25 protein-coding genes are annotated in these 25,546 nt (G+C 71.2%); 12 read left to right on the top strand and 13 right to left on the bottom strand.

The features are described from left to right. Position 1: 1 nt before the first annotated feature. Positions 2-1,135, bottom strand: coding sequence for a tRNA dihydrouridine synthase DusB (gene dusB, locus ACFY9S_RS02695; protein WP_391121844.1), 1,134 nt, complete (start codon positions 1,133-1,135; stop codon positions 2-4). Between the two features lie 78 nt (positions 1,136-1,213). Here dusB and ACFY9S_RS02690 point away from each other — a divergent pair, with 78 nt between their 5' ends. Further along, complete coding sequence (locus tag ACFY9S_RS02690; RefSeq protein WP_391121841.1) at positions 1,214-2,659, top strand: DHA2 family efflux MFS transporter permease subunit; 1,446 nt, start codon at positions 1,214-1,216, stop codon at positions 2,657-2,659. A 64-nt stretch (positions 2,660-2,723) separates the two neighbouring features. Here the strand turns inward: ACFY9S_RS02690 and ACFY9S_RS02685 are convergent, their stop codons facing one another. Beyond that, positions 2,724-3,158, bottom strand: coding sequence for a VOC family protein (locus tag ACFY9S_RS02685; RefSeq protein ID WP_102907377.1), 435 nt, complete (start codon positions 3,156-3,158; stop codon positions 2,724-2,726). Between the two features lie 192 nt (positions 3,159-3,350). Here ACFY9S_RS02685 and ACFY9S_RS02680 point away from each other — a divergent pair, with 192 nt between their 5' ends. Beyond that, positions 3,351-3,557: a hypothetical protein gene (locus tag ACFY9S_RS02680; RefSeq protein ID WP_102907411.1), complete on the top strand. Its 207-nt coding sequence runs from the start codon at positions 3,351-3,353 to the stop codon at positions 3,555-3,557. A gap of 18 nt (positions 3,558-3,575) precedes the next feature. Here ACFY9S_RS02680 and ACFY9S_RS02675 read toward each other — a convergent pair whose 3' ends face one another. Beyond that, a complete protein-coding gene (locus ACFY9S_RS02675) occupies positions 3,576-4,442 on the bottom strand; it encodes a GNAT family N-acetyltransferase (protein ID WP_391121836.1) in 867 nt (288 codons plus the stop codon). Positions 4,443-4,756: 314 nt separating this feature from the next. Here ACFY9S_RS02675 and ACFY9S_RS02670 point away from each other — a divergent pair, with 314 nt between their 5' ends. Next, positions 4,757-5,860: an endonuclease/exonuclease/phosphatase family protein gene (locus ACFY9S_RS02670; RefSeq protein WP_391121832.1), complete on the top strand. Its 1,104-nt coding sequence runs from the start codon at positions 4,757-4,759 to the stop codon at positions 5,858-5,860. Between the two features lie 56 nt (positions 5,861-5,916). On the opposite strand, the gene ACFY9S_RS02665 is transcribed toward ACFY9S_RS02670, so the two are convergent. Then, positions 5,917-7,299 carry a glycine--tRNA ligase gene (locus ACFY9S_RS02665; RefSeq protein WP_102907380.1) on the bottom strand — a complete coding sequence of 461 codons (1,383 nt, stop codon included), beginning with the start codon at positions 7,297-7,299 and terminating at the stop codon, positions 5,917-5,919. Between the two features lie 228 nt (positions 7,300-7,527). Between ACFY9S_RS02665 and ACFY9S_RS02660 the strand changes: the two genes are divergently transcribed. The 4 genes from ACFY9S_RS02660 to ACFY9S_RS02645 are packed head-to-tail and all read left to right on the top strand — an operon-like array spanning position 7,528 to position 10,661. Beyond that, positions 7,528-8,493, top strand: coding sequence for a metal ABC transporter solute-binding protein, Zn/Mn family (locus ACFY9S_RS02660; protein WP_391121829.1), 966 nt, complete (start codon positions 7,528-7,530; stop codon positions 8,491-8,493). Positions 8,494-8,513: 20 nt separating this feature from the next. After that, positions 8,514-9,281: an ATP-binding cassette domain-containing protein gene (locus ACFY9S_RS02655; protein ID WP_391121826.1), complete on the top strand. Its 768-nt coding sequence runs from the start codon at positions 8,514-8,516 to the stop codon at positions 9,279-9,281. After that, the gene (locus ACFY9S_RS02650; protein WP_391121823.1) at positions 9,281-10,183 is read left to right on the top strand and encodes an iron chelate uptake ABC transporter family permease subunit; all 903 of its coding nucleotides are present in this window, start codon (positions 9,281-9,283) and stop codon (positions 10,181-10,183) included. Before ACFY9S_RS02655 ends, ACFY9S_RS02650 begins: the two co-directional genes overlap by 1 nt. A gap of 58 nt (positions 10,184-10,241) precedes the next feature. Beyond that, complete coding sequence (locus tag ACFY9S_RS02645; protein WP_391121820.1) at positions 10,242-10,661, top strand: transcriptional repressor; 420 nt, start codon at positions 10,242-10,244, stop codon at positions 10,659-10,661. Between the two features lie 284 nt (positions 10,662-10,945). Here ACFY9S_RS02645 and ACFY9S_RS02640 read toward each other — a convergent pair whose 3' ends face one another. The 3 genes from ACFY9S_RS02640 to ACFY9S_RS02630 are packed head-to-tail and all read right to left on the bottom strand — an operon-like array spanning position 10,946 to position 12,817. Beyond that, positions 10,946-11,779, bottom strand: a complete 834-nt coding sequence (locus ACFY9S_RS02640; protein WP_102907385.1) for an isoprenyl transferase — start codon at positions 11,777-11,779, stop codon at positions 10,946-10,948. A 49-nt stretch (positions 11,780-11,828) separates the two neighbouring features. Further along, on the bottom strand, positions 11,829-12,575 hold the full coding sequence (gene recO, locus ACFY9S_RS02635; protein WP_102907386.1) for a DNA repair protein RecO: 747 nt from the start codon (positions 12,573-12,575) through the stop codon (positions 11,829-11,831). Positions 12,576-12,601: 26 nt separating this feature from the next. Further along, positions 12,602-12,817, bottom strand: coding sequence for a hypothetical protein (locus ACFY9S_RS02630; RefSeq protein ID WP_391121815.1), 216 nt, complete (start codon positions 12,815-12,817; stop codon positions 12,602-12,604). A gap of 447 nt (positions 12,818-13,264) precedes the next feature. Here ACFY9S_RS02630 and ACFY9S_RS02625 point away from each other — a divergent pair, with 447 nt between their 5' ends. Continuing rightward, the gene (locus ACFY9S_RS02625) at positions 13,265-13,729 is read left to right on the top strand and encodes a GNAT family N-acetyltransferase (protein ID WP_391122932.1); all 465 of its coding nucleotides are present in this window, start codon (positions 13,265-13,267) and stop codon (positions 13,727-13,729) included. Between the two features lie 66 nt (positions 13,730-13,795). Next, the gene (locus ACFY9S_RS02620; RefSeq protein ID WP_391121812.1) at positions 13,796-15,274 is read left to right on the top strand and encodes an alpha/beta fold hydrolase; all 1,479 of its coding nucleotides are present in this window, start codon (positions 13,796-13,798) and stop codon (positions 15,272-15,274) included. Between the two features lie 27 nt (positions 15,275-15,301). On the opposite strand, the gene ACFY9S_RS02615 is transcribed toward ACFY9S_RS02620, so the two are convergent. Further along, complete coding sequence (locus ACFY9S_RS02615; protein ID WP_391121810.1) at positions 15,302-15,748, bottom strand: protein phosphatase; 447 nt, start codon at positions 15,746-15,748, stop codon at positions 15,302-15,304. A 335-nt stretch (positions 15,749-16,083) separates the two neighbouring features. Between ACFY9S_RS02615 and ACFY9S_RS02610 the strand changes: the two genes are divergently transcribed. After that, positions 16,084-17,016: a dihydrodipicolinate synthase family protein gene (locus ACFY9S_RS02610; RefSeq protein ID WP_391121807.1), complete on the top strand. Its 933-nt coding sequence runs from the start codon at positions 16,084-16,086 to the stop codon at positions 17,014-17,016. A 9-nt stretch (positions 17,017-17,025) separates the two neighbouring features. Here ACFY9S_RS02610 and ACFY9S_RS02605 read toward each other — a convergent pair whose 3' ends face one another. The 5 genes from ACFY9S_RS02605 to leuA all read right to left on the bottom strand — a co-directional run bounded on the left by ACFY9S_RS02605 (position 17,026) and on the right by leuA (position 23,849). After that, positions 17,026-17,688: a response regulator gene (locus ACFY9S_RS02605; RefSeq protein ID WP_391121804.1), complete on the bottom strand. Its 663-nt coding sequence runs from the start codon at positions 17,686-17,688 to the stop codon at positions 17,026-17,028. Beyond that, on the bottom strand, positions 17,685-18,926 hold the full coding sequence (locus tag ACFY9S_RS02600) for a histidine kinase (RefSeq protein ID WP_391121801.1): 1,242 nt from the start codon (positions 18,924-18,926) through the stop codon (positions 17,685-17,687). Before ACFY9S_RS02600 ends, ACFY9S_RS02605 begins: the two co-directional genes overlap by 4 nt. A 50-nt stretch (positions 18,927-18,976) precedes the next feature. After that, positions 18,977-21,070, bottom strand: coding sequence for an MMPL family transporter (locus tag ACFY9S_RS02595; protein WP_391121798.1), 2,094 nt, complete (start codon positions 21,068-21,070; stop codon positions 18,977-18,979). A 148-nt stretch (positions 21,071-21,218) separates the two neighbouring features. Continuing rightward, positions 21,219-21,917: a TerB family tellurite resistance protein gene (locus tag ACFY9S_RS02590; RefSeq protein ID WP_391121795.1), complete on the bottom strand. Its 699-nt coding sequence runs from the start codon at positions 21,915-21,917 to the stop codon at positions 21,219-21,221. A gap of 210 nt (positions 21,918-22,127) precedes the next feature. Next, the gene (leuA, locus tag ACFY9S_RS02585; protein ID WP_102907396.1) at positions 22,128-23,849 is read right to left on the bottom strand and encodes a 2-isopropylmalate synthase; all 1,722 of its coding nucleotides are present in this window, start codon (positions 23,847-23,849) and stop codon (positions 22,128-22,130) included. A gap of 331 nt (positions 23,850-24,180) precedes the next feature. Here leuA and ACFY9S_RS02580 point away from each other — a divergent pair, with 331 nt between their 5' ends. After that, positions 24,181-25,242: a M4 family metallopeptidase gene (locus tag ACFY9S_RS02580; protein WP_391121791.1), complete on the top strand. Its 1,062-nt coding sequence runs from the start codon at positions 24,181-24,183 to the stop codon at positions 25,240-25,242. A gap of 20 nt (positions 25,243-25,262) precedes the next feature. Next, positions 25,263-25,529: a protealysin inhibitor emfourin gene (locus tag ACFY9S_RS02575; RefSeq protein WP_391121788.1), complete on the top strand. Its 267-nt coding sequence runs from the start codon at positions 25,263-25,265 to the stop codon at positions 25,527-25,529. Positions 25,530-25,546: the final 17 nt, after the last annotated feature.

Here is a 25,546-nt window from a genome sequence, read left to right as displayed (position 1 = left end):
ATCAGCCGCCGGAGGTGTCCAGTTCGGCGTCCTCGCCGACCCCGGCGCAGTCGTACGGGTCCTTCAGCCAGCCGTCCGGCAGCACCACCCGGTTGTTGCCGGACGTACGCCCCCGGGGGCCGTCGGCGCCGAGGGGCCAGGGCTGGTCGAGGTCCAGCTCGTCCAGGCCGGAGCGCAGTTCCTGGAGCGAGGAGGTGATCGCGAGGCGCTTGCGCATCTCGGAGCCGACCGCGAAGCCCTTGAGGTACCAGGCGACGTGCTTGCGGAAGTCGATCACGCCCCGGGCCTCGTCGCCGATCCACTCGCCGAGCAGGGTGGCGTGCCGGACCATGACGTCGGCGACCTCACGCAGGGCGGGGCGGGCGATGTCCTGGGGGCGGCCCTCGAAGGCGGCCACCAGGTCGGCGAACAGCCACGGCCTCCCGAGGCAGCCACGGCCCACGACGACACCGTCACAGCCGGTCTCGCGCACCATCCGCAGGGCGTCCTCGGCCGACCAGATGTCGCCGTTGCCGAGCACCGGGATCTCCGGCACGTGGTCCTTCAGCCGGGCGATGGCCTCCCAGTCGGCGGTGCCGCCGTAGTGCTGGGCCGCGGTGCGGCCGTGCAGGGCGATGGAGGTGACGCCCTCCTCGACGGCGATCCGGCCCGCGTCGAGGAAGGTGATGTGGTCGTCGTCGATGCCCTTGCGCATCTTCATCGTGACCGGCAGATCGCCGGCGCCGCTGACGGCCTCGCGCAGGATGGCCCGCAGCAGGTTCCGCTTGTACGGCAGCGCGGAGCCGCCGCCCTTGCGGGTCACCTTCGGCACCGGGCAGCCGAAGTTCAGGTCGATGTGGTCGGCGAGGTCCTCCTCCGCGATCATGCGGACGGCCTTGCCGACGGTCGCGGGGTCCACGCCGTACAGCTGGATGGACCGGGGGCGCTCACTCGCGTCGAAGTGAATGAGCTGCATGGTCTTCTCGTTGCGCTCGACCAGCGCCCTGGTGGTGATCATCTCGCTGACGAACAGGCCCTTGCCGCCGCTGAACTCCCTGCACAGGGTGCGGAAGGGCGCGTTGGTGATCCCGGCCATGGGGGCCAGGACGACGGGGGGCCGGACGGCGTGCGGACCGATCTGCAGGGGCGTGGACATCCCTCCATTGTGCCGTGCAATGAAACGACACAATTCATTAGTTAGGCACACTATCGAAATCGGCGTACGATGGTCCGCATGCCCGAGCTCAGCAACCGCCGCCGCATGCTGGTGCTCGCGATCTGCTGCATGAGCCTGCTGATCGTGAGCCTCGACAACACGGTCCTGAACGTGGCCCTGCCGTCCATGCAGCGGGACCTGCACGCCAGTACGTCGGGTCTGCAGTGGACCATCGACGCCTACACCCTCGTCCTGGCCTCGCTGCTGATGCTCGCCGGCTCCACGGCCGACCGGATCGGCCGCAAGCGGGTCTTCATGGCCGGCCTGGTCGTCTTCACCATCGGCTCGGTGCTGTGCTCCCTCGCGCCGAACCTTCAGGCGCTGGTCGCCTTCCGGACGGTCCAGGCGGTGGGCGGCTCGATGCTGAACCCGGTCGCCATGTCGATCATCACCAACACCTTCACGGACCCGCGCGAGCGGGCCCGGGCGATCGGCGCCTGGGGAGCGGTCGTCGGCATCTCCATGGCCTCCGGCCCCCTCGTCGGCGGCCTCCTGGTCGACTCCGTCGGCTGGCGCTCCATCTTCTGGATCAACCTGCCGGTGGGCCTGGCGGCCCTGCTGCTCACCCTGCGCTTCGTCCCCGAGTCCCGCGCGCCCCGCGCCCGCCGCCCCGACCCGGTGGGGCAGGTGCTGGTGATGGCGCTGTTCGGCTCCCTGACGTACGCGATCATCGAGGCGCCGAGCACTCCGTTCCGGTCCGTCGCCCCGCTGGCCGTCGTCGCCCTGGCGGCTCTGGTGGGCCTGCTCGTCCACGAGCCGCGCCGCAAGGAGCCGCTGATCGATCTGCGCTTCTTCCGCTCCGCGCCGTTCAGCGGGGCGACGGTCATCGCGATCAGCGCGTTCGCCGCGCTCGGCGGCTTCCTGTTCCTGTCGACGCTGTACCTGCAGAACGTACGGGGCCTGAGCGCCCTGGAGGCGGGTCTGTGGATGCTGCCCATGGCCGTCCCGACGTTCCTGTGCGCGCCGCTGTCGGGCCGCCTGGTGGGCACGCGTGGCCCCCGCCTGCCCCTGCTGATCGCCGGCTTCGCGATGACGACGAGCGGTGTCCTGTTCGCCGCGTTCGAGGCGGAGACCTCGAACGTCACGCTCCTCGCCGGTTACGTCCTCTTCGGCATCGGCTTCGGATTCGTCAACGCGCCCATCACCAACACGGCGGTGTCCGGCATGCCGCGCGCCCAGGCGGGCGTGGCCGCCGCGGTGGCCTCGACGAGCCGGCAGCTGGGCCAGACATTGGGTGTCGCCGTGGTGGGCGCGGTGCTCGCCTCGGGCGTCGGTTCGTCCTCCTACCGCGAGACGTTCGTGTCCGCGGCGCGGCCCGGCTGGTGGATCCTCGCGGTGTGCGGCTTCGCCGTGCTGGCGCTGGGGGCGGTGACGAGCGGGCGGTGGGCCCGGGGCACCGCCGAGCGGGCCGCGCAGCGGCTGGAACCGGCGGAGGTGCTCCAGCCCGTCGGGACGGGTGGCTGAGCCCCGAACGGCTCCCGGGCCGCGACGGACGCCGGTGCCGGCGGAGACTGCGACTCGGATCTGCTCAGTCGAGACAGAACTCGTTGCCCTCGATGTCCTGCATGACGATGCACGACTCGTCGTACTCGTCGGCGAGCAGCACGCGCACGCGTGTGGCGCCGAGCGCACTCAGTCGCGCGCACTCGGCTTCGAGGGCGGCGAGGCGCTCCTCGCCCACGAGCCCGGTACCGACCCGCACGTCGAGATGCACCCGGTTCTTGACGACCTTGCCCTCGGGGACACGCTGGAAGTACAGCCGCGGGCCCACGCCCGAGGGATCACCGCAGACGAACCCCGCCCCCTGGCGCTCGGGCGGCAACGTGCGATGGAAGTCACCCCACGTGGCGAACCCCTCCGGCGGGGGCGGTACGACGTACCCCAGAACCTCGCACCAGAAGCGGGCTACACGCTCAGGTTCCGCGCAGTCGAACGTGACCTGGACCTGCCTGATCGATGACATCGGCGCACCATAGCAGGGCTCTGGCACTCATCTCCCGCTGAATATCGGCACGTTGCCGTGCGGCCCCGCGCACATCGGTCCCGTCCGCGTCTGAGAACTTGTCCCCGGGGAAACCTGTTGATGTTGGTCTTGCTGCACACTCCTTGCTGCGAGCAGACCGGAACGCCGGATTTCTCGACGCGGGAGGGCGCCATGACACAGATCGACACGAGCAAGGTCAGCCGCTGGGACCAGCACGGCAGGGAGCACGTGGTGCGCGTGCACCGGACGGGCGTGCAGCGCACGATCAGATGTGACACCTGCGGCTGGTCCAGAAGTGCCCAGTTCCTGCCCTGGCTGAAGGCGGAGGAGCACCTGGCGGAGGCCCACCAGGCGACGGTGGATCCCACAGCGGCGTGAGCCGGCCGGGAACACCTCTCAGTAGAGGATCGAGGGCAGGTAAGCGCCGTCGGGCCTGTTGTACAGGCCGATGGTCATCAGACTCATCAGCTGTACGACCTTGAGGCCGTTGGACAGGCACCACCTGAGCAGCACGCTGTCTTCCGCGGGGACGAGGATGCCCGGGCCGCCGAACTGCGGGGCCGCCGCGATGAGGGCCTGGAGATCCGGGGTGGTCTCGCCCACGGCGTGTGCGAAGAACGCCAGGTCGGTGGCGTACCCGGTGACGCGGCCCTCGCGTTCGACGACTCGGGCGGTGCCCTGTTTGAGCGCGTCGGCGACCTCCCCGCCACGGTCGACGCCGTGGACCCGCCGGCACACGTCGTTGCAGGCGCCGAGGTCCGCGTCCGTGGCCTCCCGCACCGTGCAGCCGGGCAGCGCACGCCCGATCGGCGGGCCCTGGACGCAGGCGACCGTGGCCCGGTGGACGAAGCCCAGGCCGACGTACAGCGAGAACGACCTGTTGTGGTAGCCGGTCTGCAACAGCCGGATTCCCGGCGCCCCGCGCTCGTCGGCCCGCTCCATCACGTCCCGCATCAGGCGGCGGCCCACGCCCGCGTTCTGCACGGTGGGGTCGACGGTGACGGGCCCGACCCCGACGACGGGCGAGCGTTCGTCGAGGAAGTTGCTGCCCACGATCCGCCCGTCGAGCTCGGCGACGACGCTGTAGAAACCGGGGTGCGTCAGGGCTGCCTCGATCACCGCGACGCCCACGTCGGGGCTCGGGAAGTCAGGTGGGAACGCATGCTCCTCGGCGATGCCGGCGAAGGCCTCGTAGCAGATCCTTCCGCACTCTGCGGCATCGTCCGGCGTGCCCGGGCGCAGTGTGAGAGCCACGATCGCCATCCCTTCTTCGCGCCCCCGCGCGGGCGACCCACCCCCTCGTCTCCCATCCTGTGCCCATCCCGGCCGGGGCGCACCAGGTGCTGCCGGACACCCCGGCGGTGTTCGCCGCAGTCCCCGCACCAGCAGGCCGACGACCGCCGCGAAGTCGGCCTCGGTCCCCGGTGTCCTGCCCCCGCCCCTCACCGGCCTCAACACCCCCACCGTTCGACACGGTTCACACCCGCTCCGACAATGGAAGTACCGGCGAGCGGTCTCCCCGGCGGCGCCTGCCCACCGGTCGCGCGGAACTCCTGCGCCGCCCGAGGGAGCGCGCCATGACGATCCGTATCGCCACCTTCAACACGGAGAACCTCTTCCGCCGCCCCAAGGTCTTCCGCCTCCCGGGCGACAAGCAGCGCCGCGAGATCCTCGACGACTACGCCGAGCTGGTCTCCCTCCTGGAGCGGGAGACCTACGACGACGACACCAAGACCCGTATCGCCGCGCTCCTCAAGAAGCACCGGGTGCACGACTCGCGCAAGGACAGGCCGTTCTTCGTCAACGAGACGCGCGGCCAGGGCTCGCTGTTCAGGACGAAGGGCAGCGGCGAGCACATCACCTTCGAGATCGTGGCCAAGGGCCGCCCGGGGTGGACGGGCTGGGTGGAGCTGGTCCGTGACGACCTCGACTGGGAGGCCGTGCACAACACCGGCCGGGTGATCGCCGAGGTCGACGCCGACATCCTGCTGACGGTGGAGGTGGAGGACCGCACGACCCTGCACCGCTTCAACGAGCAGGTGCTGGGCGCCGACCTGAAGAAGACGCCGTACCCCTACGACCTGGTGATCGACGGCAACGACCCGCGCGGCATCGACGTGGGGATCCTCAGCCGCCATCCGGTCACGTCCATGCGGTCGCATCTGTTCGACCCGGACCCGGACCGCCCGGGCGCGTACCTCTTCAGCCGCGACTGCCCGGAGTACGAGATCCAGATCGGCGGCACGCCGCTGTGGCTGCTCGGCAACCACCTCAAGAGCAAGAGCGGCGACGACCCGGAGCTGCGCATCGCCCAGGCCCGGCGGGTGGCGTCGATCTACCAGACCGCCCTGGAGCGTTCGCCGTACGTGGTGGTCGCCGGCGACCTCAACGACGAGCCGTCCAGCGAGGCGATCGGGGCCCTGCTGGGCACGGGCCTGCGGGACGTGATGAGTCACCCGTCCTACCGGGGCGCCCCGGGCACCCACGGCACGGGCAGCTCCGAGAGCCAGAAGCTCGACTACGTGCTGCTGCCGCCACCGCTGTGGGAGCAGGTGCAGCATGTGGAGGTCGAACGGCGCGGCATCTGGGCGCCGTCCACGATCAAGTCCTTCGACACCGTCACCTCGAAGTGGAACCGCGCCTCGGACCACGCGGCGGTCTACGTCGACCTGGACCTGTGAGACGCGGCGGTGCCGGGCCCCTCCGTGGAGGAACCCGGCACCGTGACGAGAGGCGATCAGCAGCCGATGAGGCGGGCCGCCAGGTAGCCCTCGATCTGGTCGAGGGAGACGCGCTCCTGCTTCATCGAGTCGCGCTCGCGGACGGTGACCGCGTTGTCCTCGAGCGTGTCGAAGTCGACGGTCACGCAGAACGGCGTGCCGATCTCGTCCTGGCGGCGGTAGCGGCGGCCGATGGCGCCGGCGTCGTCGAACTCGATGTTCCAGTTCTGCCGGAGCGCCTGGGCGAGGCCCTTGGCCTTCGGGGAGAGCTCCGGGTTGCGGGACAGCGGCAGCACCGCGACCTTCACCGGGGCGAGGCGGTGGTCGAGGCGCAGCACGGTGCGCTTCTCCATCTTGCCCTTGGCGTTGGGGGCCTCGTCCTCGATGTAGGCGTCCAGCAGGAACGCCAGCATCGCGCGGCCGACACCGGCCGCGGGCTCGATGACGTACGGCGTCCAGCGCTCGCCGGCTTCCTGGTCGAAGTAGGTGAGGTCCTGGCCGGAGGCCTTGGAGTGGGCGCCGAGGTCGTAGTCGGTGCGGTTGGCGACGCCTTCGAGCTCGCCCCACTCACTGCCGCCGAACTGGAAGCGGTACTCGATGTCGGCGGTGCGCTTGGAGTAGTGGGAGAGCTTCTCCTTCGGGTGCTCGTACCACCGCATGTTCTCCTCGCGCAGGCCGAGACCGGTGTACCAGTTCCAGCGCTGCTCCATCCAGTACTCCTGCCACGTCTCGTCCTCGCCCGGCTTGACGAAGAACTCCATCTCCATCTGCTCGAACTCGCGGGTGCGGAAGATGAAGTTGCCGGGCGTGATCTCGTTGCGGAAGGACTTGCCCATCTGGGCGATGCCGAACGGCGGCTTGCGGCGCGATGTGGTCTGCACCTGAGAGAAGTTGGTGAAGATGCCCTGGGCGGTCTCGGGGCGCAGGTAGGCGACGGAGCCGGAGTCCTGCGTGGGGCCGAGGTGGGTGGACAGCAGGCCCGAGAACTGCTTGGGCTCGGTGAACTGGCCCTTGTTGCCGCAGTTGGGGCAGTTGACGTCGAGGAGGCCGTTCTCCGGGGCGCGGCCCTTCTTCTCCTCGTAGGCCTCCTCCAGGTGGTCCGCGCGGAACCGCTTGTGGCAGGAGGTGCACTCGGTCAGCGGGTCCGTGAAGGTGGCGACGTGGCCGGAGGCGACCCAGACCTCGGGGGCAAGGATCACGGACGAGTCGATGCCCACGACGTCCTCGCGCGACGTCACCATGTAGCGCCACCACTGGCGCTTGAGGTTCTCCTTGAGCTCGACACCCAGGGGGCCGTAGTCCCAAGCGGCGCGCTGGCCGCCGTAGATCTCACTGCAGGGGAATACGAAGCCCCGGCGCTTGCTCAGGCTGACGATGGTGTCGATCTTGTCGGCGGCCACGGTGCTCTCTTCATTACGACGACGATTACTGACGGTGCGGCGCGAAGCGCCTCGATGAGGGGTGACGGGCGGGCGAAGCGAGGTGCTTCCAGCGAATGCTTCAGGTTACCGGCGGGGACGCCCCCTCAATCAAATCGCTCCCCCTTCGGCCGTCGCGGGCCCTCTCCGGACCCCGCTGTTCAGACCGTTTATTGACAACGGTTTCCATATTTGCTGAAAATGAGTGTCATGAACGTACGACGACGCCTCATACCCGCCGCCCTGGCCTCCGCTCTCGGCCTCGGCGCCCTGACCGCCTGCTCCAGCGACAGCGCGGCCTCGGGCAACACGGACAAGTTCGACGTCGTCGCGTCGTTCTACCCGATGGCGTTCCTCGCCGAGCAGATCGGCGGCGGCCACGCGAACGTCACCAGCCTGACCGAGCCCGGCCAGGAGCCGCACGACCTGGAGATCAGCACCAAGCAGCGCGCGCAGCTGGAGGAGGCCGACGCGGCGCTCTACCTCAAGGGCCTCCAGCCCGCCGTCGACGAGGCCGTCGGCCAGACGGGCATCAGGACCAAGATCGACGCGGCCGGCCTGACCCACCTGGAGGACCACGGCACCGGTGGCCACACCCACGAGGGCGAGGAGGGCCACGCCGAGGAGGAAGGCCACTCCGAGGAGGAGGAACACGGCCGCGACCCGCACGTCTGGCTCGACCCGGTGAAGTACGCCGAGATCGCCCAGGGCGTCGGCAAGGCCTTCGAGAAGGCCGACCCGGACCACGCCGCCGACTACAAGAAGAACACCGCGGCCCTGGTCACGAAGCTGAAGGGCCTGGACAGCGACTTCGAGAACGGCCTCAAGAACTCCCGGTCCAAGGTCTTCTTCACCAACCACGCCGCCTTCGGCTACCTCGCCGAGCGCTACGGCCTCACCCAGGAGGCGATCTCCGGCATCGATCCCGAGAGCGAGCCCAGCGGCGCCCGGGTCAGGGAGCTCCAACAGGAGGCCAAGGCCGACGGCGTCACCACCGTCTTCTACGAGACACTGGTGTCCGACAAGACCGCGAAGACCCTGGCCCGGGACGCCAACCTGAAGACGGACGTCCTCGATCCGCTGGAGGGCATCACCGACAAGTCCCGCGGCGACGACTACTTCCAGGTCATGGAAGCCAACCTCAAGGCCCTGCGGACGGCCCTGGGAGCCACATGACACACCCATCGGAGGACGGCATGACCGAGCCCGTCGTATCCCTGCGCGGGGTCCGCGCGGACCTGGGCTCGCGCCCCGTGCTGCGCGGCATCGACCTGACCGTGCGGCGCGGCGAGGTCGTCGCGCTGCTCGGCGCGAACGGCTCGGGCAAGTCCACGGCCGTGCGCAGCATCATCGGCCAGGTGCAGACCGGCGCCGGCGAGATCCGGCTGTTCGGCGCGGACCGCACCCGGTTCCGCGACTGGCATCGTGTGGGCTACGTCCCGCAGCGCACCACGGCCGCGGGCGGCGTGCCCGCCACGGTGACCGAGGTGGTCTCCTCCGGCCGCCTGTCCCGGGCCCGCTTCGGCGTCCTGCGCAAGGCCGACCACGCCGCCGTACGCCGTGCCCTGGACCTCGTCGGCATGGCCGACCGGGCCAAGGACTCGGTCGACGCCCTCTCCGGCGGCCAGCACCAGCGCGTCCTCATCGCTCGCGCGCTGGCGTCCGAACCCGAGCTGCTGATCATGGACGAGCCGATGGCCGGCGTCGACCTGGGCAGCCAGGAGGTCCTCGCGCACACCCTGCGCGAGCAGGTCTCCCAGGGCACGACCGTGCTGCTCGTGCTGCACGAACTGGGCCCGCTGGAGCCCCTCATCGACCGGGCGGTCGTCCTGCGCGACGGCTGCGTCGTCCATGACGGCCCGCCCCCGAAGGCCGTCGGGCAGCACGCCCTGCCCGGCCACGACCACGTACACCCGCACGCGCCGGCGGGTGCCGAACCCTTCCGCACGGGACTGCTGAGCTGATGGATTTCCTCGACTACGCCTTCATGCAGCGGGCCCTGCTCGCCGCCGTCCTGGTCGGCATCACCGCCCCCGCCGTGGGGATCTACCTCGTCCAGCGCCGTCAGGCCCTGATGGGCGACGGCATCGGCCACGTGGCGATGACCGGCGTCGGCCTCGGCTTCCTGCTGTCCTGGTCCCCGGTGTGGATGGCGACCCTCGTCTCCGTCCTCGGCGCCGTCCTCATGGAACTGATCCGCTGGTACGGCAGGACCCGCGGCGACATCGCCCTCGCGATGCTGTTCTACGGCGGCATGGCCGGCGGTGTGATGTTCATCAACCTCGCGCCGACGGGCTCCAACGCCAACCTGACGTCGTACCTGTTCGGCTCGCTGTCGACGGTGTCCGACTCGGACGTCACGGCGATCTGCGTTCTGGCCGCCTTCGTCGTCCTGGTCACCCTCGGCCTGCGCCGACAGCTGTTCGCGGTCAGCCAGGACGAGGAGTTCGCCCGGGTGACGGGCCTGCCGGTGCGCGTGCTGAACCTGCTGACGGCCATCACCGCGGCCGTCACGGTGACGGTGGCAATGCGTGTGGTCGGACTGCTGCTGGTCAGCGCGCTGATGGTGGTGCCCGTGGCGGCCGCCCAGCAGATCGGCCGGAGCTTCGCCGCGACGTTCGCCATCGCCGTGGCCATCGGTGTGAGCGTGACGATCGGCGGCACCGTCACCTCGTACTACCAGGACGTGCCGCCCGGCGCGACGATCGTGCTGCTGACCATCGGCGCGTTCATCGTGCTGACGGCGCTCGCCGCCCCGCTGGCCCGCCGCCGCGCCCGCGGCGCGGCGGGCGGGGACACGACGGCCGACCCCGCCGAGTGCGCGATTCCGGGCAGCCGGGCGGCGGCCGACGAGGTCGGCGTCTGACCGCCCCCGCCCCGGGCTGGCACAATGACCCGGGCAAGGCAGACGTGAGGAGGCAACGGTGACGACCGCTGGACCGTCCGTTAAGGGCCGCGCCACCAAGCAGCGGGCCGCTGTGGCGGCGGCCCTGCAGGAGGTCGACGAGTTCCGCAGCGCGCAGGAACTGCACGACATGCTCAAGCACAAGGGCGACTCGGTCGGGCTCACCACGGTCTACCGCACCCTGCAGTCCCTCGCCGACGCCGGTGAGGTCGACGTCCTGCGGACCGCCGACGGCGAGTCCGTCTACCGCCGATGCTCCACCGACGACCATCACCACCACCTCGTGTGCCGCGGCTGCGGCAAGGCCGTCGAGGTCGAGGGACCGGCCGTGGAGAGGTGGGCGGAGGCCATCGCGGCGGAGCACGGGTATGTGAACGTGGCCCATACGGTGGAGATCTTCGGGACGTGCGCGGACTGTGCGGGGGCCTCCGGCGGTTGAGCCGGTGATCGCCGTGGGGGTGGCGCGGTTGGGCGGCTGCGGCCGAGTCCGTGGCTGGTCGCGCAGTTCCCCGCGCCCCTGAGGCAGCTTCGTGGTCGGCTGCGGGTGCGTGGGGGTGTTCGCACAGTTCCCCGCGCCCCTGAGGCAGCTTCGTGGTCGGCTGCGGGTATGTGGGGGGTGTTCGCGCAGTTCCCCGCGCCCCTGGGGTGGGTGGCCTTCGGCCTCGTTCTCAGTAGCCGACGCGGCCCAGCTGTCACCGGAGGCGATGCCGGGCCGCTCGCGCGTTACGGCTGCTCGCCCTCCACGGCCAGCAGTTCCTCGTTCGGGACGGCCCCGCCGAAGCGGCGGTCGCGTGAGGCGTACTCCAGGCAGGCACGCCACAGGTCACGCCGGTCGAAGTCCGGCCACAGCACGTCCTGGAAGACCATCTCGGCGTAGGCGCTCTGCCAGATCAGGTAGTTCGAGGTGCGCTGCTCACCGCTGGGCCGCAGAAACAGGTCCACGTCCGGCATGTCCGGGTAGTACATGTACTTCGCGAAGGTCTTCTCGCTGACCTTGGACGGGTCGAGCCTGCCGCTCTTCACGTCCTCCGCCATGGCCTTGGCGGCGTCGGCGATCTCGGCCCGGCCCCCGTAGTTCATGCAGAAATACAGGGTCAGCCGGTCGTTGCCCTTGGTCTGTTCCTGGGCGACCTGGAGCTCCTTGGCGACCGAGCGCCACAGCTTGGGCATACGGCCCACCCAGCGCACCCGGATGCCCAGCTCGTCGAGCTGGTCGCGGGTCTTGCGGATGAAGTCCCGGTTGAAGTTCATCAGGAAGCGCACCTCGTCGGGCGAGCGCTTCCAGTTCTCGGTGGAGAAGGCGTACAGGGAGATGGCGCCCACGCCCATCTCGATGGCCCCCTGGAGCACGTCCAGCACGCGCTCGGCGCCGACCTTGTGACCTTCGGTGCGCGGCAGGCCCCGGTCCTTGGCCCAGCGGCCGTTGCCGTCCATGACGATCGCCACATGCTGCGGTACGAACTCCCCGGGGACCTTCGGGGGCCGCGCGCCGGACGGGTGCGGCTCCGGCGTCCTGTACTCCCGGCGCTGGCGCCCCAGGATCCCGCGTACGGCCATGTGTTTCTCGTCTCCTCGTGCTCGTTTGCTCTGTTGTGCGCTGCTCGCGCTACTTCTCGACGTAGCGCAGGGAGCGCAGTCCGCGTTCCATGTGCCAGTGCAGATACGCGGACACCAGCCCGCTGCCCTCCCGGACGTAGCGCGCCTCGCACGCGTCCGCGGTCTCCCAGTCTCCCGTAAGCAGGGCGCCGAGGAGCTCCAGGGCCTGGGGCGAGGGTACGACGCTGCCGGGCACCCGGCAGTCCACGCAGACGGAACCGCCCGACGCGACGGAGAAGAACCGGTTGGGCCCGGGCATCCCGCACTTCGCGCAGTCGGTGAAGCTCGGGGCGTACCCGTTGACGGCGAGGGAGCGGAGCAGGAACGCGTCGAGCACGAGGTGCGGCGCGTGCTCCCCGCGGGCCAGGGTCCGCAGGCCTCCGACCAGCAGCAGGTACTGCTGCACGGCCGGCTCCCCCTCGTGGTCGGTGAACCGCTCGGCGGTCTCCAGCATGACGGTGCCGGACGTGTACCGCGCGTAGTCGCTGACGATCCCGCCACCGTACGGCGCGATGGTCTCGCTCTGCGTGCACAGCGGCAGCCCCCGGCCGACGAGCTCGCTCCCCTTGGCGAAGAACTGCACGTCGACGTGGGAGAAGGGTTCGAGACGCGCACCGAACTTCGACTTCGTCCGGCGCACGCCCCGGGCCACCGCGCGTACCCGTCCGTGACCGCGCGTGAGCAGCGTGATGATCCGGTCCGCCTCACCCAGCTTCTGGGTGCGCAGCACGATGCCGTCGTCGCGGAACAGGCTCATGGAGCCATTCTGGCAGGGTCGTCACGTCAAGGGACCTCGCCCCTGCTGCGGGCGTTGGCGTACGCGGTCGCCGCGCGCAGCCGCTCGGCCGGGGTGGCGTGCCGGACGGCTCCGGGGTCGGCGTCCCACTCCCTGCCACCCCCGTACGGCCTCAGCTGCACGTAGGGCCCCTCATGGCCCATCACGATGCCGATGCGGCCGATGCGGGTGTCCACGACATACGCGCCGACCGGAGGCTTCATCGCGGCACCACCGCGTGCCGCCGGGCGGCGTCCCCTGCACACCGGCTCCCCTTGATGAGCGGGCAGGGCGCTTCCCGCACAAAACTCACCGGGCCAAGTCCCGGTGAGGGCGGGATAATTCCGGCCTTGACGAGTTCTGCCCGCAATTCCTTCACCGCGTCCTCCGCTTCTTCGGCGCAGAGCGCCGAGTGTCGTGCCTCCACCGTGCTCCCCTTCCTTTCACCGTTTCACTCTTCGCATCTTTCCGGTCACGCTCCGCGTCTACACTCGGGAAGGGTCTGTGCCGTACAACTGCGGCGCGGCACAAAGGGGTTCGGCGCGGCGTGCCGCAAAACGCCCGGACGGAAAACGGATTGCGGGAGGCCGGTGGCGACGAGCGGTATGCCGCTGCCTTGAGACAATCCAACGGTGGAAACATCACAGGGGATTCCGCAGCCGGAATGGGGCATGCGCCCCGCGCGGCCGGCGGACGTCGAGGCCATAGCGGAACTACGGGCCGTGGTGATGCGCCCGGACCTGGAGCGGTTGGGCCGTTACGACGGACACCGGGTCAGGCAGCGCCTGCGGGACGGCTTCTCCGCCCGGCACACGTCGGTCATCACGACCGTCGGCGCTTTCGCGGGCAGCGTCACACTGCGCCCGTCCGAAACCGGCCACTGGCTCGAGCACTTCTACCTCGCCCCGGCGCTCCAGGGCCGGGGCCTGGGCTCCGCGGTCCTGCGAACGCTTCTGAGCGGGACGGACGCCTCCGGCCACCTCGTCCGGCTGAACGTCCTCCAGGGCAGCCCGGCCCGCCATCTCTACGAACGGCACGGCTTCACGGTGGAGACGCAGGACGCGATCGACATCTTCATGCTGCGACCGCCGAGGGCCGGCCCCGGATCTTCGACCCTTACCGCCACCCTGAGGTAATCCCCCCGAAATTACCGGGAGTTACCCGGATGTGGCCGTCCGCCGAAGTCCGCCAGGCTGCTGGGCATGAAGCAGATCACGAAACATGTGGCGCTGGCCGTCGCCGCCGGTGCGATGCTCGGATTCGCCGGGCCCGGCGGGGCGTCCGCCTCCGCACCCGACTCCCTCGACTGGACCCGGTGCACCGGCCCCGGCCTCGACCCCGGACAGCAGTGCGCCACGCTCGACGTCCCCATGGACTATTCGGACCCGGACAGCCCGGAGATCCGGATCGCCGTCTCCCGGATCCCCGCTGAGAAGCCGTCCGCGCGGCGGGGCGCGCTGTTACTCATCCCGGGCGGTCCCGGCGGGGACAGCCTCGGCGACCCCTCCGGCAAGGGGCAGAAGCTGCCGCGGAAGGTGCGGGACGCCTACGACCTCGTCGGGTTCGCACCGCGCGGGATGGCGCCCTCCACCTCCGTCGACTGCAAGCTCGACCCCGCCGACATCAGCATGACCAAGCGTCTGCCCTGGCCGGCCCCGGACGGTTCCGTCGACGCGAACATGACCACCGCCCGGCGTACGGCCGAGGCCTGCGCCCGTAACGGCGGTGAGCTGATCCGGCACATCAGCACCGCCAACGAGGCCCGCGACCTGGACCGTCTGCGGGCCGCCCTCGGTGAGAAGAGGATCAGCGCGTGGGGTGTCTCGTACGGCACCTACGTCGGCGCCGTCTACGCCCAGTTGTTCCCGCACCGCACCGACCGCATCGTGCTGGACAGCAACAACGACCCCGACCACACCCGCGTGACCCGCAACTGGCTCGCCGCCTTCGAGACCGGCGTCGAGGACAACTTCCCGGAGTTCGCCAAGTGGGCGTCCAGGACCGGCAATCCGAACCGGGTCGCCCGGACGCCCGCCGAGGTCCGGTCCGGCTTCCTGCGGCTCGCCGCCCGGCTGGACCGCGATCCCCTCCCCTGGCCCGGCGCCCACCCCCCGCGGCTGGACGGCAACGCCCTCCGCCAGACCATGCTGTCCAGCCTCTACGACCCCGACGACTACCCGACCCTGGCCAAGACCATCCGCGCCGCCCGCGCGGGCACCGTGCCGCCCGCGCCCGAGGCCCCGCCCGAGTCGGTCCTGCAGAACCTCGCCGCGGTCGGTGTCGGCACCATCTGCAACGACGTCGACTGGCCCGACTCGGCCGCCGCGTACCAGAAGGGCGTCGCCGCGAGCCGGGCCGCTTATCCGCTGACCGCGGGCATGCCGCGCGGGCCGATGGTGTGCGCCGCGTGGCCGTACGAGCCGAAGGAGCCGGCCGTACGGGTCACCGACCGCGGCCCCTCCAACATCCTTCTCGTGCAGAACGAGCGGGATGTCGCCACCCCGCTCGCGGGCGCCCGGAAACTGCGGCAGGCTCTCGGCGACCGGGCGGTCATGGTCACCGTGAACTCCACCGGCCATGACGCCTATCTGGCCAACGGCAACGCCTGCGGCGACGCCACGGTCTCCCGCTTCCTGGCGACGGGCGAGCGCCCCGGCCGGGATGTGTACTGCGACTGGTAGTGCGTCGTCACGTCGGGTTCATCAGGTTCACCCCTCGCCGAACCGGCGTACGTACCGCCGCTGCCAGGGCGTCTCCACGGCATGCCGGTCGTAGTGTCGGCGGACGTATTCCACCGCCTCCTGTGCCGGCACGCCGTCCAGCACCGCCAGGCAGGCCAGGGCCGTGCCCGTGCGGCCGCGTCCGCCGCCGCAGGCGATCTCCACCCGCTCTGCGGCGGCCCGCTCCCATACACCGAGCAGCACCGCGCGGGCGGCCGCCCGCTCCGCCGGGAGGCGGAAGTCGGGCCAGCGGATCCAGGCGGAGTCCCAGGGGACCTCGGGCGGCCGCCGGCCGAGCAGGTAGACGCCGTAGGAGGGCAGGGGCGCCTCGGGGTCCAGCGGATGCCGCAGGCCCCGGCCTCGTACGAGCCGGCCCGAGGGCAGTCGCAGGGTACCGGCGTCACTCTCGCTCCACTGTTCGCTCACACGCCTCATCATGCTCCGCGTGCGCCCGCCCGGTGGCGGACTTTCCCTGACAGCCCGTCAACCGACCCGCCCCGCACACGGTGCCGGTCCGGCCTCCGGACGGTACGGCGGACGAGCGAGGGGGTGATCACCTCGTACCCGGGCCGGATCGTGAAGGAGACCCGGGCCGCCTGGCGGCTGCCCGTTCCGCAGCCGCTGCCGGACGGCGGACGGGACGGGCGCGGAGCAGACGCCGGGAATCTCCGCCGCGTCGGCGCCCGCACACCGCTTCGGTGCCACCATCCTGTCCGGGAGGACGAGTCGACCCGTGACCTCGTCCACCGGCGCGACCCGATGGAGGCCCCATGACGTTCACCCCGCTGACCGGTGTCATCCCGCCCGTCTGCACGCCCCTGACACCGGACGGCGAGGTGGACGTCCCCTCGCTGATCGGGCTCGTCGACCATCTGGTGGCGGGCGGGGTGCACGGACTGTTCGTGCTCGGCTCGACCTCGGAGGCCGCGTTTCTGCCGGACCGGCAGCGCCGGCTGGTCGTCGAGTCGGTGACCGGGCATGTGGGCGGGCAGCTCCCGGTACTGGCCGGGGCGATCGACATGACGACGCCCCGGGTCCTGGACCACGTGGCGTCCGTGACGGCGGCCGGCGCGGACGCGGTCGTCGTCACCGCCCCGTTCTACACCCGCACCCACCCGGCGGAGATCGCGCGCCACTACCGCGCGGTCGCCGCTGCGAGCCCGGTCCCGGTGATCGCCTACGACCTTCCCGTCGCCGTCCACACGAAGCTGCCGGCCGACGTGGTCCTGGAGCTGGCCGCGGACGGTGTCGTGGCCGGGCTCAAGGACTCCAGCGGTGACCTCGCCGCCTTCCGCCGGGTCGTGACCGGCGCCCGGGAACTCCGCGGCATCACCGGCTTCAGCGTGCTGACCGGATCCGAGCTGATCGTCGACGCGGCCCTCGCGATCGGCGCGGACGGCACGGTGCCGGGCCTGGGCAACGTCGATCCGCACGGCTACGTCCGCCTGGACGGCCTGTGCCGTGCCGGGGACCGGGAGGCTGCCCGGGCCGAACAGGAGCGCCTGTGCGCGCTGTTCGGCATGGTGAACGTCGGCGACCCGGCCCGGATGGGCCCGAACTCCTCGGCGATCGGCGCCTTCAAGACCGCGCTGCACCTGCGCGGCGTGATCGACTGCCCGGCGACGGCGGAACCGCAGATCCCGCTGTCACCGGACGAGGTGGAGCAGGTCGGGAAGTACCTCGCGGCGGCCGGGCTGATCTGAAGCGCGCCCTCAGACGCTCCCCGGTGTCACCATCCCCGACTCGTAGGCGACGATGACCAGCTGAGCCCGGTCCCGTGCCGCCAGTTTGCCCATGATGCGGCTGACGTGGGTCTTCGCGGTGAGCGGGCTCAGGCCCAACGCGTCGCCGATCTCCGTGTTGTTGAGGCCGCGCGCGACCAGCGCGAGCACCTCCCGCTCCCGGCCGGACAGGCACTCGGGCCCGCCGGTCGCCGGAGCGGTGGGGCTGCGCAGGAACCGCTCGATCAGCCGTGCCGTGGGCCCGGGCGACAGCAGGGAGTCCCCGGCCGCGACCGTGCGGATGGCGTCGAGGAGTTCGGCCGGCCTGGTGTCCTTGACCAGGAAGCCGGAGGCGCCGGCGCGCAGCGCGTCGACGATGTTCTCGTCGGTGTCGTAGGTGGTGAGGACGAGCACCCGGACGGCCGCGAGGTCCTCGTCGGCGGCGATGAGCCGGGTCGCCTCGATGCCGTCCAGGTCGGGCATGCGGATGTCCATCACCACGAGGTCGGCGCGTGCGGCGCGGGCCAGTTCCACGGCCTGCCGGCCGGTGGCGGCCTGGCCGACGACCTCCATGTCCCGGGCGGACTCCACGAGCATCGCGAACGCCTCCCGCACCAGGGTCTGATCGTCCGCGAGCAGCACCCGTATGGTCATCCGTCCCTCTCCCCCGTCGTGGCCAGCGGCAGCACCGCGGTGACCTCGAACCCGCCCCCTGTGCGCGGTCCGGCGTCGAGTGTGCCACCGACGCTGCGGGCCCGCTCCCGCATTCCGACGAGCCCGAAGCCCGGGGTGCCGCCCGGGGCCGGGCCGGTGCCGTCGTCGCGGACCGACAGGTGCAGGACGCCCTGGCGCTCCGCCAGTTCGACGTGGACGGCCGGTTCGGGCCCCGCGTGCCGTACCGCGTTCGTCAGGGCCTCCTGAACGATGCGGTAGGCGGCGGCGCCCACGGCGGGCGGTGCCTGCCGTATCCGTACGCTCTGCTCGACCCGGGCACCGGCGAGCCGCGCGGCCTCCGCCAGGTCGGGCAGGCCGTCGAGGCCGGGCAGCGGGCCGCGGGCGTCGGGGGTGTTGTGCTCGCGCAGCACCTCCAGCGTCGTGCGGAGTTCACCGCGGGCGCTGCGACAGGTCTCGGCGATGTCGTCGAGGGCCTTGGCGACCGTCTCCCGGTCGAGCCGCTCGGGGTCGGCCGACAGGACGTGGGCGGCGACGGAGGTCTGCACGCCGATGAGGGTGATGCTGTGGGCCAGCAGGTCGTGCAGGTCCCTGGCGATCCGCAGCCGCTCCTCGGCGACGCGCCGCCGGGCCTCCTCCTCCCGGGTGCGTTCGGCGCGCTCGGCGCGTTCCACGATGGAGGCGACGTACTGGCGGTAGAAGCGCACGTCGACTCCGCAGAACAGCACGGCGACGACCCAGCCGGACGCCTTCAGCAACCCCAGTGCCTCCTGGGCGCTGATGGTGAGCAGCACGCTCACCGCCAGGGCGATGACACCGATGCCGACCAGGACGGTGCGCAGCGGCCGGCCGGTGACGGCGACGGTGTAGAGGGCGACGTAGGCGGCCTGGGTGGCCGCGGTGTGCGGGTAGTCGAGGAAGTGGTACGGGAAGACACAGACGATCACGGCGAGCAGGACGAGCAGCGGACGGCGGCGGCGCCACACGAGCGGCACGTGGGAGGTGAGCAGCAGGGCCCAGCCGAGCGCGTCGGGCCGGCGGCCGTCGTCGACCAGGAGCGCGAGGACGGCGGACAAGCCGGCGACGAGGAGGGCGAGGACCGCGTCGTTGCGGAGGGCGTGCGGGGCCGTCAGCGGATCGCGGTTGATCGCGGCCATGATCCGCTCCGCGGGACGCGACCAGGTCGCCGTCGTGGTGGTGGGTGCCTGCACAGGTGTCATCCTCGGTGCGGAAGGCGTCCCTCCGGGAGGGGAGGGACGCCGTGGGTCGGTCAGGGGGCGTTCGCTGTCATGGGCTTCCGCTCCGGCGGCGGGGCCGTCCGCCGCGGCGCGCGGGAGAGCCTGCCCGGCCACCACATCCGCCGCTTGAGCAGCACACTCGCCGTGGTCACCAGGTACGTGCGCACCAGGAAGGTGTCCAGCAGCACCCCCACCGCGATGACGAACCCGAGTTCCACCAGCCCCACCATCGGCAGCGTCGTCAGTACCGCGAACGTCGCCGCGAGCACCACTCCCGCCGAGGCGATGACCCCGCCGGTCGTCCGCAGGGCGGTGAGCGCCGCGGCCTCCGGCTCGGCCCCGCGCACGGACTCCTCCCGCATCCGGTGCATCAGGAAGATCCCGTAGTCCACGCCGAGGGCGACCAGGAACACGAAGGACAGCAGCCCGAGTCCGGGATCGTTCCCGCCGAACCCGAGGACGGGCTCGAACACCAGCCCCCCGATGCCGAGCGCCGCTCCCCACACCGCGACCACCGCCGCCAGCAGCAGCAACGGCGCGACGAGACTGCGCAACAGCCCGACCAGGATGATGAACACCGCACCGAGCACCAGCGGCACGATCAGCTTCCGGTCCCGTGCCTCGCTCTCGGCCAGGTCGATCAGCTGTGCGCTGGGCCCGCCGACGTACGCGCCCTCGGAGTCGACCCCGGCCCGCAGCGCCTCGATGGTGCGGGTCTCGGCCGGGGTCTCCGGCGCCGCCGTGGTGAAGACGGCGATCTCGGTCCATCCCGCCCCGCTCCGCCCGGGAATCACCTCGGCGACCCCCTCCGTCGCCCGGGCCCGCTCGCCCACCGCCTCGGCCCGCTCCCCGGGCGCGATGACGGTCAGGGGCCGGCTGCTGCGCTCGGAATACTCCCGTGCCAGCGTCTGCATGGCGGTGATGGACTCGGGCCGCTCGGTGAAGGAGTCCTCCTGCTTGATGGACCCGGACAGATTCAGCGTGCCGAGCGCGAGCGCTCCGAGCAGGACGCCCCCTGTGACGAGCACGGTCACGGGCCGCCGTGTCGCCGAGGTGCCCATCGCGGCGAACAGCGAGCGCCTGGCCTTCGGCTCACTCCCGAACGCCGGGATCAGCGGCCAGAACACCCGCCGTCCCAGCAGCACGAGAACGGCCGGCAGCAGGGTCGTCATGGCGACCAGCGCGGCGAGCACCCCGATGGTGCCGACCGGCCCCATGCCGCTGCTGCTGTTGAGGTCCGCGGCGAGCAGACACAGCAGCCCGGCCGCGACGGTCCCCGAGGAGGCGAGGATCGCCGGCCCGCAGCCGCGCAGGGCGGCGCGCATGGCGTCGTACGGCCGCTCGTGACGCCGCAGTTCCTCGCGGTAGCGGGAGATGAGGAACAGCGCGTAGTCGGTGCCCGCGCCGAGGACCAGCACGGTCATCACGCCGCCGCTCTGGCCGGTGACGGTGACGTCGAACAGTTCGTGCAGCCCGTACCCGGCGGCCATCGCCACGGCGGCGGCGACCCCCGCCACGGCGAGCGGCACCAGCCACAGGAAGGGGCTGCGGTAGATGAGGATGAGCAGCACGGTGACGACGGCGAGGGTGGCGAGCAGCAGCGTGGCGTCGAGCGTCTCGAACACCTTGTTCATGTCGGTGTTCAGCGCGCCGGGCCCGCCGACCTCGACGCTCAGCCCGTCCTCGCCGTCGGCGATGTCCCGCACCCCGTCGACGAAGGCGTCGCGGGCCTTCTCGTCCTGGCCCGGCTGGGTGCTGGTGACCGGGTACATCAGGGTGGAGCCGTCCTTCGAGGGGATGCCCCGCGGCTCCCCCGTCAGGTCGTAGGCGCCGCTCACCTCGGTGATCTGCTCGTCGGCGGTGCGCCGGTCGGCGTCGGTCAGGCCGCCGTCCCGGTGGTAGACGAGCACCAGGTCGGTCGCCTCACCGCCCGGCAACTCGTCCTGGATCCGCGCCACCTGGGTCGAGTCGGCGCTGTCGGGCAGGTAGTCGACGGCGCGGTTCTGCTGGATGTCGGCGAACTTGCCCGCGAGCGGCCCGACCAGCACGAGTGCGGCGAGCCACAGCCCGACCACCACCCAGGGCACGGCCCGCTTCCGCCCGGTACGCGTCCTTACGGCCCCCATGGGTCCGGCTCCCTCCGGTCGGTGTCTGGATCGGTCTCCAGACTCCCGCCGGGCGGGTGCCGGTTCGTCGGGCGTGAGGTCGAGTCGGGGGCTACTGCGGCGGGTGGTCCGGTGCGCGTGTTACTCCCCGGGGAGTAACACCGGGGCCCTACGAGGGCGTGCGCGCGGCCGCGGCCAGCAGCCGGGTGACGTCGTCGGAGCAGATGGTGAGCGCCGCCCCCACCGTCGCCAGCACATCCCGCTCGGCGGGGGTGTACGGCCCGTCCGCCAGGGCGATGCGGGCGCCTTGGAGCAGGATCGATTCGCGGCCGACGGTGGCGAGGTGCGGGGTGAGCGGGTCCAGCGCCTCGTGCAGCTCTATCGCCAGCCCGGCCCCGCAGGGTTCGCCGGTGATCCGGCCGGTGTCGGCCTCCAGCGCCTCGACGAGCGCGGCAAGCTGCTCCTCCGTGCAGTCGTCGAAGCCGGCCGCGCGCACGGCGAGCACGGCGGCCTCCAGTGCCGTGCGGGAACCTGCGCCGCCCGCGGCCAGCACGGCGAGGGCGACGGTGTGCACGGCGTCGCGGAGCATCGCGGAGAAGCGGATGGTGGTCGGATGGTCGAGGACGTCCGTGCCGAAGTGGCGGCGGCAGGCCGCGCACTCCACGACCGGGCCGGTCTCGCCGCGCGGCAGCACGGGCAGGCCGAGCAGGGTGAAGCGGCGCTGTCCGGTCAGCCGCTGGTAGTTGCGGTCGCCGCCGCAGCCGGGGCAGAAGAACTCGCCGTCACCGGTGGCCGTCCACGCGGTGCGGGTGCCCAGGATGTGAGAAAGCCTGGCGGCATGGCCGTTTCGTCCCCGTCCTGGCAGCACGTCGCACCTCCGTCACGCCGCACGGCAACGCCGCCGTGCTTGCGTGATGTTAGCCACATCGGAGACGTGGCGTCAGCACCCCGGAGGAGACCTCTCCGTGACCTCCACGACAATGGCCGGTATGCGACGGGGCTCCGCCCGCCGGACGTCGGCGGGCGGAGCGCCTGCGGCGGCCGCGAACGGCCCCGGGCCGCCGACCCGTACGGCTGGTCAGCGAGCCGCGCGGTTGACGGCCGAGACGACCGCCTTCAGCGAGGCCCGCGTCGTGTTCGCGTCGATTCCGATCCCCCACAGGACCTTGTCGCCGATCGCGCATTCGATGTAGGAGGCGGCCTGCGCGGAGGCGCCCTCGCTCATCGTGTGCTCCTGGTAGTCCAGCAGGCGTACGTCGATGCCGACGGACTGCAGGGCGTCGAAGAAGGCCGAGATCGGACCGTTGCCGGAACCGGTCAGGACGGTGTCCTGGCCGTCCAGCGTGGCCTCCACCTTCAGCGTGTCCACGCCGTCGGTGTCGGTCGTCGACTGGTTGTTCTTGACCTGGATCCGGCCCCACGGGTTCTCGGGGTTGGGCAGGTACTCGTCCTGGAAGACCGACCAGATGTCCTTCGGCGTGACCTCGCCGCCCTCGGCGTCCGTCTTGGCCTGGATGACCTTGGAGAACTCGACCTGCATACGGCGCGGCAGGTCCAGACTGTGGCCGTCCTTCAGGACGTAGGCGATGCCCCCCTTGCCGGACTGCGAGTTGACCCGGATGACCGCCTCGTAGGAGCGGCCGACGTCCTTGGGGTCGATGGGCAGGTAGGGGACGGCCCACTCGATGTCGTCGACGGTGACGCCCTTGGCGGCCGCGTCGGCCTCCATGGCGTCGAAGCCCTTCTTGATGGCGTCCTGGTGGGAGCCGGAGAAGGACGTGTAGACCAGGTCGCCCACGTACGGGTGGCGCGGGTGGACCTCCATCTGGTTGCAGTACTCCCACGTGCGACGGATCTCGTCGATGTCGGAGAAGTCGATCTGCGGGTCGACGCCCTGCGAGAAGAGGTTCATGCCCAGGGTGACCAGGTCGACGTTGCCGGTGCGCTCGCCCTGGCCGAACAGGCAGCCCTCGACGCGGTCGGCGCCGGCCATCAGGGCCAGCTCGGCGGCGGCGACGGCGGTGCCGCGGTCGTTGTGGGGGTGGATCGACAGGCAGACGTGCTCGCGGCGGGAGAGGTTGCGGCCCATCCACTCGAAGCGGTCGGCGTGCGTGGAGGGCGTGGAGCGCTCGACGGTCGCCGGCAGGTTCAGGATGATCTCGCGGCCCGGGCCGGGCTGCCAGACGTCCATGACCGCCTCGCAGACCTCCAGGGCGAAGTCCAGCTCGGTGTCGGTGAAGATCTCGGGGCTGTACTGGTAGCCGAACTCGGTCTCGGGACCCAGCAGCTTCTCCGCGTACTCCATGACCAGGCGCGTGCCGTCGACGGCGATCTGCTTGATGTCGTCCTTGGAGCCGCGGAAGACGACCCGGCGGAAGACCGGCGCGGTGGCGTTGTACAGGTGGACGGTCGCGCGCTTGGCGCCCTTCAGCGACTCCACCGTGCGCTCGATCAGGTCCTCGCGGGCCTGGGTCAGTACGGAGATGGTGACGTCGTCGGGGATGGCCCCGGGCTCCTCGATGATGGAGCGCACGAAGTCGAAGTCGGTCTGGCCGGAGGCCGGGAAGCCGACCTCGATCTCCTTGTAGCCCATCTTCACCAGCAGGTCGAACATGGCGCGCTTGCGGGCGGGCGACATCGGGTCGATCAGGGCCTGGTTGCCGTCACGCAGGTCGGTGGAGAGCCAGCGGGGGGCGGTGGTGATGCGCTGCTCCGGCCAGGTGCGGTCCGGGATGTCGACCTGCTCGTAGCGGCCGTACTTGTGGGTCGGCATGGAACTGGGCTGCTGGCGGTTCGCCATGATGCTTAGGGCTCCTCAGAGGGTGTCCGGAAGGACGGCCGACGACGCAGCACCAAGCTCCGCGGGGAGGGAGTCGGCCTCTACAGGCCCTCGCCGCGGCAGCTAAGGAGAAGCAGCCCGAAACGCATGATGCGCAGCATGCTAGTCGAGCCTCTCCCGGCGCGTGGGGTCGTATCAGTATGCGGGACCGGGCGCACATAGGGGACAAAAAGTGCGCTATGCCACTTCGCCATAGCACTCACCACGGAGCGTGAGGGCCCGTGTCCCGGTATTTCACCAATCATGGTGGCGACTAGTGACAGCTTCGTCACGCAGTGCAAGGGTGCCGGGCATGACGACCCACGGGGGCTTCGAGCCCGTCTTCTGCACCATCGTTCCGCCTCATGTCCTCGACCGGCTCGCCCAGGCCGAGGACCCCGCACTCGCCCGTCCCGCCCGCCGCACCCTGCAGCGTGACGCCTTCGAGCGCACCCAGCGCCGCCTCACCACGGTCATCGGCGCGACCGCCGCCGCCGCGGTCGCCGACGGCAGGCCGCAGCGCACCGTCCACGACGCCCGGCACGACACCGACCTGCCCGGCCACAAGGTCCGCGGCGAGGGCGACAAGCCCGGCAAGGACGCCACCGTCAACCGCGCCTACGCCGGTCTCGGCGCCACCTTCGAGCTGTTCCTCCAGGCCTTCGGGCGCGACTCGATCGACGGCAACGGCCTGCCGTTGAACGCGACGGTGCACTACGACCGCGACTACAACAACGCGTTCTGGAACGGCGAGCAGATGGTCTTCGGCGACGGGGACGGGGAGATCTTCCTCGACTTCACGATCCCGATCGACGTCATCGGCCACGAACTCGCGCACGGCGTCACGCAGTACACGGCCAACCTCACCTACTTCGGCCAGCCCGGCGCGCTCAACGAGTCCCTGTCGGATGTCTTCGGCGCCCTGATCAAGCAGTACACCCTCGGCCAGACCGCCGCCGAGGCCGACTGGCTGATCGGCGCGGGCCTGCTCGCCCCCCGGGTGACGGGCACGGCGCTGCGCTCCATGAAGGAGCCGGGCACGGCGTACGACGACGACGTCCTCGGCAAGGACCCGCAGCCGGCGACGATGGACGACTTCGTGCGCACGGGCCGCGACAACGGCGGTGTCCACATCAACTCGGGCATCCCGAACCACGCCTTCCACCTCGCGGCCACGGCCCTCGGCGGCCACGCCTGGGAGCGGGCCGGGCAGGTCTGGTACGACGTGCTGACGGGCGGCGAGCTGAGGCAGGACGCGATGTTCGTCGACTTCGCCACGCTCACCGTCAAGGCCGCCCGGGAGCGCTTCGGCGACGGGGAGGAGCTGGACGCCGTGTCGAAGGCCTGGGAGCAGGTCGGGGTGCGGACCCTGTAGTTCCGTACTAGACAGGTGTCATGCGTATTCAGGTGCGGCGCACGGGCGGGTTCGCGGGCATCGAGCGGCATGCCGAGGTGGACACCTCGGGCCGGCCCGATGCCTCCGCGTGGCACGCCCTCGCGGAGCAGGCCGTGGCCGCCGGCCGGAGCACACCGCCGGTCGGGGTCCCGGACGGGTTCACCTACCAGCTCACCGTGGACGGGAAGACCGTGTACTGCGCGGATCCCCGGCTGACGGACGAGCAGCGGAAGCTGATCTCGCGGGTGCTGAAGGAAGGGGCCTGACGGCTCCTTCCCGCCCG

The organism is Streptomyces sp. NPDC012474, assembly GCF_042955185.1.
Classification (GTDB): domain Bacteria; phylum Actinomycetota; class Actinomycetes; order Streptomycetales; family Streptomycetaceae; genus Streptomyces; species Streptomyces cahuitamycinicus.
The sequence above is the reverse complement of the archived record's forward strand: the minus strand, read 5'-3'. Positions and strand labels throughout refer to the sequence as shown.

What these genes read in the sequence shown, in the direction of transcription:
- dusB (WP_391121844.1), bottom strand. Translation starts at nt 1,135, where the DNA reads ATGTCCACGCCCCTGCAGATCGGTCCGCACGCCGTCCGGCCCCCCGTC.
- ACFY9S_RS02690 (WP_391121841.1), top strand. Translation starts at nt 1,214, where the DNA reads ATGCCCGAGCTCAGCAACCGCCGCCGCATGCTGGTGCTCGCGATCTGC.
- ACFY9S_RS02685 (WP_102907377.1), bottom strand. Translation starts at nt 3,158, where the DNA reads ATGTCATCGATCAGGCAGGTCCAGGTCACGTTCGACTGCGCGGAACCT.
- ACFY9S_RS02680 (WP_102907411.1), top strand. Translation starts at nt 3,351, where the DNA reads ATGACACAGATCGACACGAGCAAGGTCAGCCGCTGGGACCAGCACGGC.
- ACFY9S_RS02675 (WP_391121836.1), bottom strand. Translation starts at nt 4,442, where the DNA reads ATGGCGATCGTGGCTCTCACACTGCGCCCGGGCACGCCGGACGATGCC.
- ACFY9S_RS02670 (WP_391121832.1), top strand. Translation starts at nt 4,757, where the DNA reads ATGACGATCCGTATCGCCACCTTCAACACGGAGAACCTCTTCCGCCGC.
- ACFY9S_RS02660 (WP_391121829.1), top strand. Translation starts at nt 7,528, where the DNA reads ATGAACGTACGACGACGCCTCATACCCGCCGCCCTGGCCTCCGCTCTC.
- ACFY9S_RS02655 (WP_391121826.1), top strand. Translation starts at nt 8,514, where the DNA reads ATGACCGAGCCCGTCGTATCCCTGCGCGGGGTCCGCGCGGACCTGGGC.
- ACFY9S_RS02650 (WP_391121823.1), top strand. Translation starts at nt 9,281, where the DNA reads ATGGATTTCCTCGACTACGCCTTCATGCAGCGGGCCCTGCTCGCCGCC.
- ACFY9S_RS02640 (WP_102907385.1), bottom strand. Translation starts at nt 11,779, where the DNA reads ATGGCCGTACGCGGGATCCTGGGGCGCCAGCGCCGGGAGTACAGGACG.
- recO (WP_102907386.1), bottom strand. Translation starts at nt 12,575, where the DNA reads ATGAGCCTGTTCCGCGACGACGGCATCGTGCTGCGCACCCAGAAGCTG.
- ACFY9S_RS02630 (WP_391121815.1), bottom strand. Translation starts at nt 12,817, where the DNA reads ATGAAGCCTCCGGTCGGCGCGTATGTCGTGGACACCCGCATCGGCCGC.
- ACFY9S_RS02625 (WP_391122932.1), top strand. Translation starts at nt 13,265, where the DNA reads ATGCGCCCCGCGCGGCCGGCGGACGTCGAGGCCATAGCGGAACTACGG.
- ACFY9S_RS02620 (WP_391121812.1), top strand. Translation starts at nt 13,796, where the DNA reads ATGAAGCAGATCACGAAACATGTGGCGCTGGCCGTCGCCGCCGGTGCG.
- ACFY9S_RS02615 (WP_391121810.1), bottom strand. Translation starts at nt 15,748, where the DNA reads ATGAGGCGTGTGAGCGAACAGTGGAGCGAGAGTGACGCCGGTACCCTG.
- ACFY9S_RS02610 (WP_391121807.1), top strand. Translation starts at nt 16,084, where the DNA reads ATGACGTTCACCCCGCTGACCGGTGTCATCCCGCCCGTCTGCACGCCC.
- ACFY9S_RS02605 (WP_391121804.1), bottom strand. Translation starts at nt 17,688, where the DNA reads ATGACCATACGGGTGCTGCTCGCGGACGATCAGACCCTGGTGCGGGAG.
- ACFY9S_RS02600 (WP_391121801.1), bottom strand. Translation starts at nt 18,926, where the DNA reads ATGACACCTGTGCAGGCACCCACCACCACGACGGCGACCTGGTCGCGT.
- ACFY9S_RS02595 (WP_391121798.1), bottom strand. Translation starts at nt 21,070, where the DNA reads ATGGGGGCCGTAAGGACGCGTACCGGGCGGAAGCGGGCCGTGCCCTGG.
- leuA (WP_102907396.1), bottom strand. Translation starts at nt 23,849, where the DNA reads ATGGCGAACCGCCAGCAGCCCAGTTCCATGCCGACCCACAAGTACGGC.
- ACFY9S_RS02580 (WP_391121791.1), top strand. Translation starts at nt 24,181, where the DNA reads ATGACGACCCACGGGGGCTTCGAGCCCGTCTTCTGCACCATCGTTCCG.
- ACFY9S_RS02575 (WP_391121788.1), top strand. Translation starts at nt 25,263, where the DNA reads ATGCGTATTCAGGTGCGGCGCACGGGCGGGTTCGCGGGCATCGAGCGG.